Raw genomic sequence first — 14,876 nt, 5'->3', positions numbered from 1 at the left:
GGACAAAAATAGCCTGTTACAGGAGTAAATCATACTGATAAGCACAAAAACAGCGAATGCTGAAATGACACAAGTGCTACTATTCGCAACTCACTACGTGTTAATTAATTTACCAGAAAAACAGATTATCTTGTCTTGCATTGAATGTGATCAACATTGACATTCAGGGAGAGAGCAACTTTGCAAACTGTAAAATACGTTAAAAAAATAACCGGGTTGATACTCTGCTTTATCCTGGCCTTTACGATTTCCCGTTATGGTGTATGCTGCTTTATTCGATAACGAACGGGATAGTTGAACACACGCCTATCATTTTTTTAGTCCTTATCAGGATCGCACTTACGAAGCAGGCACCGGCCCAGTGACCTTATTCTCCCTTCTGACGGTTATTTTTATCTACTCACTGCTTCTTTATCGTCTGCTGCAGTGGCTGCTAAAAAAATTCTGGCGGTAATGTCAACCGGGGCAGATCAGGATAGCGCTATATTTCGTCACTTATGCGCTTCCCTGCCTCTTTTTCTGCGGTTGATATATACTACCGGCTCCCTTGATGGTGAGAGCTTTATTATGCGTCACGTTGTTTCTGCAACCACAAACCCCGCTAAAAATCAGGCCATCCAGCAGGCCTTCAACGCTATTTTTGGTGCTGACGCCTGCCATATCGAGCCGGTCGCTGTCGATAGTGGTGTCCCGGAACAACCGTGGGGTAATGAGCAGACACATACGGGTGCCCGTAACAGAGTCGCCAATGCGCGTCTTGCACGACCCGATGCAGATTTCTGGGTCGCTATCGAGGCCGGGATCGATAATGACAGTACTTTCAGTTGGGTGGTCATTGCCGATCATCATCAGTATGGAGAGGCCCGATCCGCGACATTGCCCCTGCCAGCGGTTATTCTGGAGAAAGTCCGTGCCGGTGCAGCCTTAGGGCCGGTGATGTCACAACTCACCGGGATTGATAATATTGGCCATAAAGAGGGCGTCATCGGCCTGTTTACCGCAGGGAGACTGACCCGGAGTCAGGTCTATTATCAGGCGGTCATTCTGGCGTTAAGTCCGTTTCATAATCTGATTTATGGTTAACATCAAACAGTCTCTGTTCCAGCCAGTGCCGCAATTCAGGCGATGCCGATTTCAGGCTGTTGGAACCACGGGTAATAGTTGCAATTCCGGCACCCAGTTCGCTTTTCAGCTCGCGCTGGCTCATTTTACCACGCAGTAACTCTTCAATAATCCGTACCCGTGTCCCCAGTGCCTCACGCTCATCAGGCGTCAGCATTAACTGTAACAGAGGCAGATGGAGGTTATCCGCATAAGCCTGCTGGAGTAGGGCAACGAAGCGTAACCACTCCTGCTGATGCTGCTCGGCTATCGCTACGGAATAAGGAGAGTGTGGGGTCATGTTTTGTCGCCTGCCTGTCAAATGTACTCACTAACGAGTACATATCATAGCATACTCCGCGCGAGGCTCGCTGGATTTCGCCTGTCAGATCGCAATCCGTCGATCACATCACGCAGAGTATAGACCGCATTAATAGCGCTGATTCCACTCTGCCTCACTCAGCATCAAGGTATTCTCGCCCATAAAATAACGGTAGTACGCATCGTAAGACAGCACATTCTTGACGTAACCGCGCGTCTCTGAGAATGGAATACTTTCGATAAAAGCCACCGCATCAATACGCCCGGCACTGTTGCTGCGCCAGCGGCGTACCCGTCCAGGACCGGCATTATAAGCGGCAGAGGCATAGATACGATTATTATCAAAAAGCTGATAGACATATTGCAGATAGCTCGTACCAATATTGATATTGGTTTCTGGTTCCAGAAGCTGTGCCGGGCCACGGTAGCCAGCAATTTTAAACATACTGACGGTATGCTTCGCCGTGGCTGGCATAATCTGCATCAAACCATAGGCGCCCACTGACGAACGCACTTCGGGATTCCATGCGCTCTCCTGACGGGCAATCGCCATCGCGTAACTTTGCGTGATATCTTTATCGCTGAGATAACGGGAAAAAATATTGCTATAGGCAGGGGGAAAGCGTTCCTGAAGCTGATCCCAGAGTTTGCCCGCAATTGTTGCCTGAACACTCAGATCCCACCAGTGCTGATTAAAGGCATACTGTGCCAGTTGTGCCTGCTGCTCTTTCGGGCGACTGGTTATCAGATTGATCCACTCATTTCGGGCCGTATTATCCATATTCCAGTACATCAGTTCACGTATCCGGGCCATTTCGGCTCCGGATGTCAACGCCGGATCAATACTGGCCACCGCTTTATCGACCCGAAAAGTGTATTTTTCCCCCAGCCGCTGTGCCGCAATCATCGGATAGAAGCCGCGTTGCTGCATCAGGTCACGGAGAATGGCTTTCGCCTCCTCATCACGATGCTGCGCCAGGAGTAAATCCGCTTGCCAGTAACGCCACTCTTCTTTGTTTTTTGCCTCCATCGGTAAGCGTGCCAGCCAGGTATTCAATCCATGATGATCACCATTACCTAACGCCATTCGCACCCGGCGCTCAATCAGCGCCAGGGATTGGGAGCGCATAATCGCGTCATCACGCCAGCTCGCCTGTGCGTCAGTGATATCGTTGTCCATCAGCCGCCAGGCTACAATATCCCGTAGTTTCTGGGTCTGTGTTTCATTCAGTTGTTGTGCCTGTACCAGCGACGGGATCATCAGACGCGCATTTTCAATATCCTGACGTGCCACACGGGAAAATGCTATCTCGACCATCTGACGGGTAAACTCGGTGGCGCCGGTGGTACGGGAAAACGTCATTACCGTATTGGGATCATTGGCCAGAGCAATGATGGCTGATGAGATAGTTTTATATTCCGCTGGCATCTGCCGGGCAAGGGTGGTCACCAAACGGGTATTCCCGGCTTTCATTGCCAGACCAATACGCTCAAGCCAGAGCAAGGGCGCGCGCTCGCCAGCATCATGCCAGGCGCTAAATAGCACATCACAGGCCGCAGGCTGATTTTTACCACTGAGCCACAGTTGTTTGGTCCCCGCCCAGGCCTCCTGTTTCTCTCCCGCACGCCATTTCGCATAATAATAGTAACACTGCGCTTCCGTACTCTCCGGTTTAGCAGGACTGAATGCCAGTAAGCCCTGCCAGTCTCCGCGCCTTGCCAGCTCAATCACAAAACGTGATTTCAATGTGCGAACTAACGGTAACGTCGGATTCGCAGCGATGAAATTATTCACCACTAGCGCAGGCTGGTTCGCCAGGTCATCGGTTATCTGCCGATACTGCAGGTAGGGATATAAGGGATACGTTGTTAGTGTTGGCATCAGTTGTGCGACAACAGACATCTGGCGGCTATCCCATGCCTGCTTAATTTGCCCATAACGCTCACGCTGTTCATCCAGTGAGTCTGCATAACCCTGTGGCGCTGAGATCAGCAAACTGATGCCAGCCACCAGAAAATGCCATCCTCTTATTTTGGCTTTTTCCACAAATCAATCCTCTTGTTTAAAATGCAAATCACGCCCATCAACTCAGTACGGATAGATATTGACCTCCACTGCGCTGGGATTAACGCCCGAAAAAAGCTAAACTCCGCTGTTGAAAATCATTTCATATTATATAGAGGCAAAATCCACAGTGGCCCAATTCGTTTATACTATGCATCGTGTCGGCAAAGTGGTGCCGCCGAAACGTCATATTCTGAAAAACATCTCCCTGAGCTTTTTTCCTGGCGCGAAGATCGGTGTTCTCGGTCTTAATGGTGCAGGTAAGTCTACTCTATTACGTATCATGGCGGGTATCGATAACGATATCGAAGGTGAAGCCCGACCCCAGCCCGATCTGAAAATTGGCTATCTGCCGCAGGAGCCACAATTAAACCCCGACCATACCGTGCGTCAGTCAGTAGAAGAAGCGGTTGCGGAAGTGGTTAATGCCCTGCAGGCACTGGATGAAGTATACGCGCGTTACGCAGAACCGGATGCCGATTTTGATAAACTGGCCGCGCAACAAGGTCGGCTCGAAGAGATTATCCAGGCACACGATGGCCATAATCTGAATACTCAGCTTGAACGTGCGGCCGATGCCCTGCGTCTCCCGGACTGGGAGGCCAAAATTGCCCATCTGTCCGGGGGGGAACGCCGCCGTGTAGCGCTATGCCGACTGCTGCTGGAAAAACCAGACATGTTGTTACTCGATGAACCGACTAACCATCTTGATGCCGAATCAGTGGCATGGCTGGAACATTTTCTGCATGATTTCGAAGGCACCGTTGTGGCGATTACCCACGATCGTTACTTCCTGGATAACGTTGCTGGCTGGATCCTGGAGCTGGATCGCGGAGAAGGTATTCCGTGGGAAGGTAACTATTCATCATGGCTGGAGCAAAAAGATCAGCGTCTGGCACAGGAGGCGTCTCAGGAAGCGGCACGGCGTAAATCGATTGAGAAAGAACTGGAATGGGTGCGTCAGGGAACTAAAGGCCGTCAGTCCAAAGGTAAAGCACGTCTGGCACGCTTTGAAGAGCTGAATAGTGTTGAATACCAGAAACGCAACGAAACCAACGAACTGTTTATTCCACCAGGCGTTCGTCTTGGGGATAAAGTTATTGATGTCAGCCATCTGCATAAATCTTACGGCGATCGGGTACTAATTGATGACCTGTCCTTTTCGATACCTAAAGGTGCTATTGTTGGCATTATCGGGCCAAATGGTGCGGGTAAATCAACGTTATTTCGTATGATCTCCGGCCAGGAACAACCGGATAGCGGCACCATCACCCTGGGGGATACCGTACAACTGGCCTCTGTGGATCAGTTCCGTGATGCGATGGACAACAGCAAGACCGTCTGGGAGGAAGTTTCTGGTGGCCTGGACATCATCAAGGTTGGCAATACTGAGATGCCCAGTCGTGCTTACGTAGGTCGCTTTAATTTTAAGGGTGTTGATCAGGGGAAACATGTCGGCGAGCTGTCCGGTGGTGAGCGTGGTCGTCTGCACCTCGCGAAGCTACTACAGGTTGGCGGCAATGTATTGCTACTTGATGAACCCACCAATGATCTGGATATTGAAACACTACGCGCACTGGAAAATGCCCTGCTGGAATTTCCGGGCTGCGCACTGGTTATTTCCCACGATCGCTGGTTCCTCGACCGCATCGCCACCCATATTCTTGATTATCAGGATGAGGGAAAAGTCGAATTCTTCGAGGGTAACTTTACCGAATACGAAGAGTACAAAAAACGCACGCTCGGTGCCGATGCTCTCGAACCAAAGCGTATTAAATACAAACGCATTGCCAAATAAAGAAAAACGGCAACTTCGGTTGCCGTTGCGATACTATCCTGCCTGTTACGGCGCTATCCACGACGAGTGCGATATCATCATCTGCGGATGCAGAGAGCGTTATGCCTGCTGCTCCAGCGCATATTTATACAGCGCATTTTTTTTGACACCATGAATTTCAGCCGCCAGTGCCGCTGCTTTTTTCAGGGGTAGTTCCGTCTGTAATAACGCCAGTGTACGTAGTGCTTCGGCGGGCAGAATATCTTCCTGGGTTTTAAAACCTTCGACAATCAGCACCATCTCACCCTTATGCCGGTTTTCATCCTCCTGCACCCATGCCAGTAACTCGCCGGCCGGTGCGCCGTGGATCGATTCCCAGGTTTTGGTTAATTCCCGCGCCAGTACCACATAACGTGTTGTGCCGAATACCTGACAGATATCCTGTAAACTTGCCACAAGACGATGTGTCGACTCATAAAAAATCAGCGTTCTGGGCTCTTTTTCAAGGGCTTTTAATCTATCGCAGCGCCCTTTTGTCTTTGCTGGCAGAAATCCCTCATAACAGAAACGATCAGAAGGCAGCCCTGCGGCACTCAGCGCGGTGATCGCCGCACAGGGGCCGGGTAATGGCACGATACGAATACCCGCTTCCCGACAAGTACGCACCAGATGATAACCCGGATCATTGATAAGCGGTGTCCCGGCATCAGAGACCAGCGCAATATCCTGGCCTTCCTCCAGCTTTGCCAGCAATATTTGTGCTTTTTGCTGTTCATTATGATCATGCAAAGCAAACAAACGGGCATTAATCGCAAAATGCTGAAGCAGTAACCCGGTATGGCGCGTATCCTCAGCGGCGACTAAATCAACTGATTGCAATACCTCCAGCGCACGCTGTGTGATATCAGACAGATTGCCAATCGGAGTCGGCACAATATAGAGTTGTCCTGCAGAATTATCTGCGGATTGATGTTGTTTCATTGTCTCATCCGTATTGCCGAATTAATATTGAGCACTGACATAAAAAATATCACTGGATACCTATGTTACCGTCAACATTTCTTCGTGCCAAACCGGTACGTACTCTCTCCGTATTACTGACGATGTTCATGTTCTCTGGTTGTGGTGGGAGTGGTAATCAAACCCCCGACCAAAGTGCAGCATTTTTACAAGGCACAACCCAGGCAGATTCCGCTTACTATTTGCAGCAAATGCAACAAAGCTGGAGCGACAGAAAGACCAACTGGCAATTACTCGCTATTCAGGCACTGCTACGCGAAGGTCAGACGCAGCAAGCCAGTGAATTGCTCAATCAGCTTCCGGTCGATCTCAACGAGACACAATTCCGTGAACAATCCCTGCTGGCGGCTGAAGTGAGACTGGCACAGCACTATTTTCAGGATGCGCAATCTCTGCTGGATCAACTCGATCCCAGCCGATTTAATCGCTATCAGCAATCGCGTTACTGGCAAGCGCAAATCGATGCCAGCCAGGGGCAACCTTCACTGCCTTTACTGCGGGCGCTCATTGCCCGACAGACATTGCTGAGTCAGCCGAAACAGCAACAACAAAATATCGATGCGACCTGGCAAGCCCTTTCTGCGATGACCCGCGATCAGGCTAACGCGCTGGTGATCAACGCCGATGAAAATACGTTGCAGGGCTGGCTGGATCTGCAGCGGCTGTGGCTTGATAATCGTCACGATCCCGATGCGCTGAAAGCGGCAGTGAAAGACTGGCAAATCCGCTACCCACAAAATCCAGGGGCCAGAATGTTGCCAGCGGCACTGGCCGATAAGGCAGAAGCACCTCAATTACCGTCAGCGTCAGCGATTAAAATCGCCCTTCTGCTGCCTTTAAATGGTCAGGCGGCCCTCTTCGGGCGCACGATCCAGCAAGGATTTGAAGCAGCTAAAAACGAAAATCTACTGGCAAGCGGTAGTACATCTACCGATGCAGACACGCCCGCGCACGATCCCGCATCCGATGCACAGACATCGACACCGGATACCGTCAGACCATCGCCCGCGCCCTCCCAGGCGCCTCCCCTCGCTGATCTGAAAGTCTACGATACCACCACCAGCCCTATCAATCAGTTGCTAGATCAGGTGCAACAGGAGGGAGCCACGATTATCGTCGGGCCGTTACTGAAAGAAGATGTTGAGCAGGTGATCAACAGTAATACCGCACTGAATGTGCTGGCACTGAATCAACCCGAAAATATCGTCAATCGCAATAATATTTGTTACTTCGCCTTGTCACCCGAAGATGAAGCACGCGATGCAGCGCGTCACCTCCACAATCAGGGGAAAAGACATCCTCTGCTACTGATACCTTATGGCAAACTGGGCGATCGTGTGAGCACTGCTTTTGCCAGTGAATGGTCAACACTGGGCGGCGGCACCACTTTACAACAGCGCTTTGGGTCCGTGGCTGAGCTAAAATCCAGCGTCAGTAACGGTATCTCCCTGGCAGGCGTGCCCGTTACACCCGCTCCCGTTGACCAGGGAGGGAGCTCTGATAACAGTAGCGGCTCTGTCGATGCCGTCTGGATCCTGGCGACACCTGAACAGATGGCTTACATCAAACCGATGATCACTTTACGTAATGGCAGTCACAGTGACGTCGCCCTGTACACCAGTTCCCGCAGTGCGCCGGGGAATGCTGGCCCCGATTTCCGCCTCGAAATGGAAGGGCTGCAATACAGTGAGATCCCGATGCTGGCAGGCAGTAATCCACAACTGATGCAGCAAGCTCTCGCGGCGGTACATGATGATTACTCACTGGCTCGTCTGTATGCGATGGGAGCGGATGCCTGGTCGCTGGTGAATCACTTCACTGCGCTGCGACAGACCGCAGGCTTGACGATCAGCGGCAATACCGGGGCGTTGACCGCCACTTCCGATTGTGTGATCAACAGGAATTTGTCATGGCTCCAGTATCAAAATGGTCAGATTATCGCAGCCGAATAAGCAAGCAAACCGGTGATCGCCACGAAGCGCAGGCACGTCGTTACCTTGAGAAGCAAGGACTGGATTTTATTGCCGCTAACGTCCATGCGCGAGGGGGTGAGATCGATCTCATTATGCGTGATAAAAAAGTCACGGTTTTTGTCGAAGTGCGCTATCGTGGCAACGCACGTTACGGTGATGCGGCAGCCAGCGTTACGCCTAAAAAGCAGCAACGACTCCTGCATGCGGCACGTTTATGGTTATCACAACATAATGGCAGTTTTGATACTGTGGATTGCCGTTTCGATGTGGTAGCCTTCACCGGCAATGACTTCCAGTGGCTGAAAAATGCCTTTAGCGAATAACTGATGTAAGGGATACTGTGCTCGACAGAATTAAAGCCTGCTTCACTGAAAGCATACAAATCCAGATTGCCGCCGCAGAAGCGCTGCCAGATGCCATCTCCCGCGCAGCAATGACGCTGGTGCAATCACTGCTAAACGGTAATAAAATTCTCTGTTGTGGTAACGGCACTTCGGCTGCCAATGCTCAGCATTTTGTCGCCAATATGATCAACCGCTTTGAGACAGAACGACCTGGATTACCGGCGATCGCATTGAACACCGATAATGTGGTTTTAACGGCTATCACGAATGATCGTCTGCATGACGAAGTTTATGCCAAACAGGTTCGTGCATTAGGTCATGCAGGTGATATTCTGCTGGCAATATCAACACGCGGCAATAGCCGGGATATTGTCAAAGCAGTGGAAGCTGCGGTCACGCGTGATATGACGATTGTTGCCCTGACCGGTTATGACGGTGGTGAGCTGGCCGGTTTGCTGGGCCAACAGGATGTCGAAATCCGTATTCCTTCTCACCGCAGCGCACGAATTCAGGAAATGCATATGCTGACTGTTAACTGTTTATGCGATTTAATCGATAATACACTTTTTCCCTATCAGGATGATTAAGGAGACAATATGAAGGTTCTCTCGCCCCTCGCTGTCATTCTTTCTGCTTTATTGTTACAGGGTTGCATTGCTGCCGCTGTCATTGGAACCGCCGCTGTCGGCACCAAAGCCGCAACAGACCCGCGCTCCGTCGGGACACAGGTTGATGATGGTACTCTGGAGCTGCGCGTTAGCAACGCACTGGCCAAAGACGCGCAAATTAAGAAGCAGGCGCGGATCAATGTGACGGCTTATCAGGGCAAAGTATTACTAACCGGTCAGACACCTAATGCCAGCCTTTCAGCACGGGCAAAACAGATTGCCGCGGGCGTCGAAGGCACCCGAGAGATATTTGATGAAGTACGTCGGGGTAAACCCATTGATCTGGGCACCGCCTCTTCAGATACCTGGATTACTACGAAAGTTCGTTCGCAATTACTGGGAAGCAATAAGGTCAAATCATCCAATGTCAAAGTCACGACCGAAAACGGTGAAGTTTTCCTGATGGGGCTGGTCACGCAACGTGAAGGCCATGCCGCAGCAGATATCGCCAGCCGGGTCAGCGGCGTTTCCCGCGTGACAACAGCCTTTACTTATATTAAGTAATCCGGCAACAGCCTGTTAAGCGCCCGGATAGTCTGTGACTTAATGACTATCCGGGAACAGATTAAGGCCAGGGGTTATTGATGACGCGGACAGCGCAGAGAAACCACAGCGTAATGGATCAGGCGCTAAAACAGTGCCAGGCCACCAGTGATAACCCCACACAATGTCACCAGCCCGCCAGTTAGCCATAGCGCTTTCGGCGGAAAAACCTGGCGTAACATCATCAATGAAGGCAGACTCAGCGCCGGTAGCGTAATCAGCAAAGCCAGTGCTGGTGCAACTCCCATACCCACCATCATCATCGTCTGGACAACAGGGATCTCTGCTGCAGTCGGGATAACGAACAGGCACCCGGCAATCGCCATCGCCATAACCCAGAAGAGCGTATTACCCACCACTCCCTCTGCATGTGGAAATAACCAGACCCGGGCCGCGCCCAGCGCCAGGACAGCCAGAATATAGACCGGAATGGTATTCCAGAACAGCAGCCATAGCGCTTTCATCCAGCGGCTGAGAAAGTGGCTGTCGTCCTGTTCACTGTTGACCGCGACGGCAACCGTCGTCGGCTGGGTCTCGGTTTCGCTAAACCATTTTTGCACCACGGTCGCGACAATCAGCACGATCGCAACACCGGCCAACAGACGAATCAGGGCAAATTGCCAGCCCAGCACAAATCCCATGAACACCAGGGTTGCTGGATTTAATAACGGGTTGCCGAGCCAGAACGCCAGTGCGCCCCCCATTGAGACCTGTTGTTTACGCATGCCTGCCGCCACAGGTGCCGCACAGCAGGTACACATCATACCTGGCAGAGAAAAGAGCGCGCCGAATAACGTGTCACGAAAACGGGCTTGCCCGAGGGTACGCCACAACCAGTCACGCGGGATCAATACCTGAATCAACGACCCCAGCAGCACACCCAGTACAGCCGCTTTCCAGACCGCCAGAAAGTAGACCAGCGCGTAGTCCCATGCCGCTTTGAGTGGGCTGGCGTCTGCCCCGGCAAGAATCGATTTGCCGATGCTGTGGGTTTCTGCGGCAGTCAGTGCCTTGCCATAGTAGGGTTGCCATTTTACAAACCATAAGCCGACCACTACCACCAGAAAAAAGAGCACCGGTTTCCACCTCTCAAAGGGAAACACCGTGCGAGATGAAGACTGACCAGTCATAACATTCTCCATGAAAAACAAAGAATAAGATAATACATCAAATGCTATTCTGGCGGCGACAGCAGCAGAGGTAATGTTTTGTTTATACGGAAATCATGGGATGGGTAGTAGATTCAGGATATGAATGGAACAGAATTGCTAACGCGCTCATAAAAACGCCACCTTCCGGTGGCGTTCCTGATTTAATCGTCCAGGAAGCTGCGTAAAACTTCAGAACGACTTGGATGGCGTAACTTACGAAGTGCCTTGGCCTCAATCTGACGGATACGTTCACGGGTTACGTCAAACTGTTTACCCACTTCTTCCAGGGTATGATCGGTGTTCATATCAATCCCGAAACGCATACGCAATACTTTTGCTTCACGGGCAGTGAGACCCGCCAGTACATCGTGAGTCGCTGCTCGCAAACTTTCTGTCGTCGCTGAATCCAGCGGCAGCTCAAGGGTCGTATCTTCAATGAAATCACCCAGATGCGAATCTTCATCATCGCCGATGGGCGTTTCCATAGAGATAGGCTCTTTGGCAATTTTCAACACCTTACGAATTTTATCTTCTGGCATCAACATCCGTTCCGCCAGTTCTTCTGGCGTTGGTTCACGTCCTATTTCCTGTAACATTTGCCGGGAAATACGATTGAGTTTATTGATGGTTTCAATCATATGTACCGGAATACGGATAGTACGAGCCTGATCGGCAATAGAACGGGTGATCGCCTGCCGAATCCACCAGGTCGCATAAGTAGAAAATTTGTAACCACGCCGATACTCAAATTTATCGACCGCTTTCATCAAGCCAATATTGCCTTCCTGAATCAAATCGAGGAATTGCAAACCACGGTTGGTATATTTCTTCGCGATGGAGATAACCAGACGTAAGTTTGCTTCAACCATCTCTTTCTTCGCCCGACGCGCCTTTGCCTCACCAATAGACATCCGACGATTAATATCTTTGACCTGCTCGATAGTCAGACCCGTTTCGTCTTCAATTTGCTGTAGTTTTTGCAGGCTGCGCTGAACGTCTTCTTTTATATCGTGCAGTTTCTCAGACCACGGCTTTTTCATAGCAATGGCGGCATTAAACCAGGCTTCGTTGTTTTCGTTACCGGTAAACAGGGCGATGAAATTCTTTTTCGGCATCTTGCACTGTTCTACACATAGTTTCATGATAATGCGTTCCTGAACACGAACACGATCCATCATGCTGCGCATACTACCGACCAGATAATCAAACTGCTTTGGCACCAGACGAAACTGTTTGAACACTTCAGACAGATTGAGAATTTCTTTTTTCGCGGCGTCGTTATTCCGCCCTTTCGCTTTAATCGTATCGCGCGTCAGCTCATACTGAGTGCGTAATTCTGCAAATTTTTCACGGGCCAGTTCAGGATCGATACTATTATCATCCTCACTGCTTTCGTCAGCACTTTCTTCATCCTCATCTTCGTCATCATTCATCTCTTCCTGAGAGAGTTCAGAGCCAACATGGGTGGCAGTTGGTGCCAGATCTTCTTCCGCATTAGGATCGACGAAACCGGTGATCAGATCAGACAGACGCGCTTCTTCCGCTTCAACACGATCATACTGTTCCAGCAGATAGGTAATGGCTTCCGGGTATTCTGCCACAGAGCACTGAACCTGATTGATTCCCTCTTCTATGCGTTTAGCAATATCAATCTCGCCTTCCCGGGTCAGCAATTCCACTGTACCCATTTCGCGCATATACATACGCACCGGATCAGTAGTTCTGCCAATTTCAGATTCAACGCTGGATAGCACCTGAGCTGCGGCCTCTTCGGCGTCTTCATCGGTGTTATTGCTATTTTCAGCCAACAGCAAATCATCGGCATCAGGTGCTTCTTCCGTCACCTGAATACCCATATCATTAATCATCTGGATGATGTCTTCGATCTGATCGGAATCGACGATATCTTCCGGCAGATGGTCATTGACCTCAGCATAGGTCAGATAGCCTTGCTCTTTACCACGCTGGACAAGAAGCTTTAGCTGCGACTGCGGGTTTTGCTCCATAAGACGGTATCCACATTTAATTTAATTCGTTTAATTGGTGTCAGCAGATAAACTGCCAATATTTACAATGAGAGCATACTTATATTGTTGCCGCAGCACCTCAATGCGGCTATTCGGGAACGCCCCGGATGATATTCGGCACTTAAGCCGTGCAATTCATTTCTTTGCCAGAGCCTGGTTTATCGCCCAGAACTCCCGGCGTTCTTCACTGCTTAAACCTTGTGTACGATCACGCGCTATCAACTCTTCCTGTCGTAATTCCAGCAGTGAATCCAGCATATGATTGAGCGCGTCGGTGAAGATTTTTTCTGCAATCTCTCTATCTGCTATATCGTCCCACATTGATAACTTTTCAAGGGTTGCCGACTTATTTGTACCACGATATTGCTCTAATAATTGCCCGGTAGTCAGTCCCGGCTGAGACAAACAGAGGCTGACCAGCTCACTAAATAACGCCAGTCCCGGTATTTTATGCTGATCCAGCCCGGTTAAAGAGGGAACCTGAGATGCCAGTTCAGGATTTTGCACCAGCAATCCGATAAGTATTCGCATAGGGGTCCGTTTTAACTGAAATGCAGAGCGTTGAATATGATTGTCTGCCTGTTTCGGTATCAAACGTTCAAGCTGAGCATCATCTAAAATTCCCAGTTTGTTACCCAATTGCTGACGCAAGTAAATGCGCAATGTTTCGCCTGGCACCTGGCTAATAAGCGGTAATGCTAATGTGCTGAGTTGCGTGCGCCCATCTGGGGTACTTAAATCTACTTGTGGCAACAGATGATTAAATAAAAATACCGACAGTGGCTGTGCCTGCTCAATTCGCGCCTCAAAAGCGGCTTTACCTTCCTTACGAACAAGCGTATCGGGATCTTCACCTTCTGGCAGAAACATAAAACGTAGCTGACGACCATCTGACATATACGGTAACGCTGTCTCCAGCGCCCGCCATGCTGCATCACGTCCCGCCCGATCGCCATCATAACAACAGATAACCTGATGGGTCGCGCGGAATAAAAGCTGAATATGATCAGCGGTGGTCGACGTCCCCAGCGATGCGACAGCATAGTTAATATCATATTGTGCCAGTGCCACCACATCCATATAGCCTTCTACCACCAGAAGGCGCTGCAGTTCGTTGCTATCCTGTTGCGCTTCATACAGACCATATAGCTGACGGCCTTTATGGAAAATATCGGTTTCTGGTGAGTTAAGGTATTTTGGTAACGCATCACCTAACACACGGCCACCAAAACCGATGACTCGTCCCCGCTTGTCACGAATAGGGAACATCATTCGCTCACGGAAACGATCATAACTGCGTCCTTGATCGTTCGTGACCAACATGCCAGCGTCGATAAGCGATTGCCGATTTTCCGGATTACTACCGAACTGTTTTAAAACATTATCCCAACCTGGAGGGGCATATCCTATCGCAAAGCGGACTATCACTTCCTGGCTGACACCACGTTTTGTCAGATACTGGCGCGCAGCTTCAGCACCAGGTTGCTTCAGGGACTGTTGATAAAACGTACTCAGGCCATTCATTAACTGATAAAGGCTTTGCCGTTGATGACGAGCAATCTGACCCTGGCTATTGCCGGTTTCATATGGCACATCAAGATTATGCATCGCGGCCAGCTCTTCGATCGTCTCGACAAACTCAAGTTTGTCGTAATTCATCAGAAAATCGATAGCATTGCCGTGTGCGCCACAACCAAAACAGTGATAAAACTGCTTCTCACCGTTAACAGTAAATGACGGTGTTTTTTCATTATGAAATGGACAGCACGCATGATAGTTTTTACCCTGTTTTTTCAGCTTTACCCGCACATCAATTAAATCAATGATATCGGTACGAGCTAACAGGTCATTAATGAACACGCGTGGGATTCGCCCAGCCATAAGCC

The 14,876-nt window shown here is 50.1% G+C and carries 12 protein-coding genes; 6 read left to right on the top strand and 6 right to left on the bottom strand.

The annotated features are described in order from the left end of the window. Positions 1 to 567 precede the first annotated feature (567 nt). Positions 568 to 1,083, top strand: a complete 516-nt coding sequence (gene yjjX, locus PT300_04260; GenBank protein ID MDF7679865.1) for an inosine/xanthosine triphosphatase — start codon at positions 568 to 570, stop codon at positions 1,081 to 1,083. Here the strand turns inward: yjjX and trpR are convergent. Next, the gene (gene trpR / locus PT300_04255; GenBank protein ID MDF7679864.1) at positions 1,040 to 1,402 is read right to left on the bottom strand and encodes a trp operon repressor; all 363 of its coding nucleotides are present in this window, start codon (positions 1,400 to 1,402) and stop codon (positions 1,040 to 1,042) included. The genes yjjX and trpR overlap by 44 nt on opposite strands. Positions 1,403 to 1,531: 129 nt before the next feature. Further along, positions 1,532 to 3,469, bottom strand: a complete 1,938-nt coding sequence (sltY, locus tag PT300_04250; protein ID MDF7679863.1) for a murein transglycosylase — start codon at positions 3,467 to 3,469, stop codon at positions 1,532 to 1,534. Positions 3,470 to 3,617: 148 nt separating this feature from the next. On the opposite strand from sltY, the gene ettA reads away from it, so the two are divergent. Continuing rightward, positions 3,618 to 5,285, top strand: a complete 1,668-nt coding sequence (gene ettA, locus PT300_04245; GenBank protein ID MDF7679862.1) for an energy-dependent translational throttle protein EttA — start codon at positions 3,618 to 3,620, stop codon at positions 5,283 to 5,285. A 99-nt stretch (positions 5,286 to 5,384) separates the two neighbouring features. On the opposite strand, the gene rsmI is transcribed toward ettA, so the two are convergent. Continuing rightward, entirely contained in the window at positions 5,385 to 6,245 is an 861-nt protein-coding gene (rsmI, locus tag PT300_04240; protein ID MDF7679861.1) for a 16S rRNA (cytidine(1402)-2'-O)-methyltransferase, read from the bottom strand. Positions 6,246 to 6,307: 62 nt separating this feature from the next. Between rsmI and PT300_04235 the strand changes: the two genes are divergently transcribed. From PT300_04235 to dolP, 4 genes are read left to right on the top strand one after another with little or no spacing between them, the layout of a single operon-like run. Further along, positions 6,308 to 8,236, top strand: a complete 1,929-nt coding sequence (locus PT300_04235) for a penicillin-binding protein activator (GenBank protein MDF7679860.1) — start codon at positions 6,308 to 6,310, stop codon at positions 8,234 to 8,236. Further along, positions 8,194 to 8,580, top strand: a complete 387-nt coding sequence (locus tag PT300_04230; protein ID MDF7679859.1) for a YraN family protein — start codon at positions 8,194 to 8,196, stop codon at positions 8,578 to 8,580. Before PT300_04235 ends, PT300_04230 begins: the two co-directional genes overlap by 43 nt. Before the next feature lie 17 nt (positions 8,581 to 8,597). Further along, entirely contained in the window at positions 8,598 to 9,188 is a 591-nt protein-coding gene (gene diaA, locus PT300_04225) for a DnaA initiator-associating protein DiaA (protein MDF7679858.1), read from the top strand. 9 nt (positions 9,189 to 9,197) lie between these two features. Then, positions 9,198 to 9,773, top strand: coding sequence for a division/outer membrane stress-associated lipid-binding lipoprotein (dolP, locus tag PT300_04220; protein MDF7679857.1), 576 nt, complete (start codon positions 9,198 to 9,200; stop codon positions 9,771 to 9,773). Positions 9,774 to 9,898: 125 nt separating this feature from the next. Here the strand turns inward: dolP and PT300_04215 are convergent, their stop codons facing one another. The 3 genes from PT300_04215 to dnaG all read right to left on the bottom strand — a co-directional run bounded on the left by PT300_04215 (position 9,899) and on the right by dnaG (position 14,871). Next, positions 9,899 to 10,942 (bottom strand): permease, encoded by a 1,044-nt coding sequence (locus PT300_04215; GenBank protein ID MDF7679856.1) that lies wholly within the window; start codon positions 10,940 to 10,942, stop codon positions 9,899 to 9,901. A gap of 182 nt (positions 10,943 to 11,124) precedes the next feature. Continuing rightward, a complete protein-coding gene (gene rpoD / locus PT300_04210) occupies positions 11,125 to 12,969 on the bottom strand; it encodes an RNA polymerase sigma factor RpoD (protein ID MDF7679855.1) in 1,845 nt (614 codons plus the stop codon). A 156-nt stretch (positions 12,970 to 13,125) separates the two neighbouring features. Further along, the gene (gene dnaG / locus PT300_04205; GenBank protein MDF7679854.1) at positions 13,126 to 14,871 is read right to left on the bottom strand and encodes a DNA primase; all 1,746 of its coding nucleotides are present in this window, start codon (positions 14,869 to 14,871) and stop codon (positions 13,126 to 13,128) included. Positions 14,872 to 14,876: the final 5 nt, after the last annotated feature.

The sequence above is a fragment of the Enterobacteriaceae bacterium ESL0689 genome, assembly GCA_029433525.1.
Taxonomy (GTDB): domain Bacteria; phylum Pseudomonadota; class Gammaproteobacteria; order Enterobacterales; family Enterobacteriaceae; genus JAQTIF01.
This window is presented reverse-complemented; position numbering and strand designations above follow the sequence as displayed.

What these genes read in the sequence shown, in the direction of transcription:
- dolP (MDF7679857.1), top strand. Translation starts at nt 9,198, where the DNA reads ATGAAGGTTCTCTCGCCCCTCGCTGTCATTCTTTCTGCTTTATTGTTA.
- dnaG (MDF7679854.1), bottom strand. Translation starts at nt 14,871, where the DNA reads ATGGCTGGGCGAATCCCACGCGTGTTCATTAATGACCTGTTAGCTCGT.
- PT300_04215 (MDF7679856.1), bottom strand. Translation starts at nt 10,942, where the DNA reads ATGACTGGTCAGTCTTCATCTCGCACGGTGTTTCCCTTTGAGAGGTGG.
- PT300_04235 (MDF7679860.1), top strand. Translation starts at nt 6,308, where the DNA reads ATGTTACCGTCAACATTTCTTCGTGCCAAACCGGTACGTACTCTCTCC.
- rsmI (MDF7679861.1), bottom strand. Translation starts at nt 6,245, where the DNA reads ATGAAACAACATCAATCCGCAGATAATTCTGCAGGACAACTCTATATT.
- rpoD (MDF7679855.1), bottom strand. Translation starts at nt 12,969, where the DNA reads ATGGAGCAAAACCCGCAGTCGCAGCTAAAGCTTCTTGTCCAGCGTGGT.
- PT300_04230 (MDF7679859.1), top strand. Translation starts at nt 8,194, where the DNA reads ATGGCTCCAGTATCAAAATGGTCAGATTATCGCAGCCGAATAAGCAAG.
- yjjX (MDF7679865.1), top strand. Translation starts at nt 568, where the DNA reads ATGCGTCACGTTGTTTCTGCAACCACAAACCCCGCTAAAAATCAGGCC.
- trpR (MDF7679864.1), bottom strand. Translation starts at nt 1,402, where the DNA reads ATGACCCCACACTCTCCTTATTCCGTAGCGATAGCCGAGCAGCATCAG.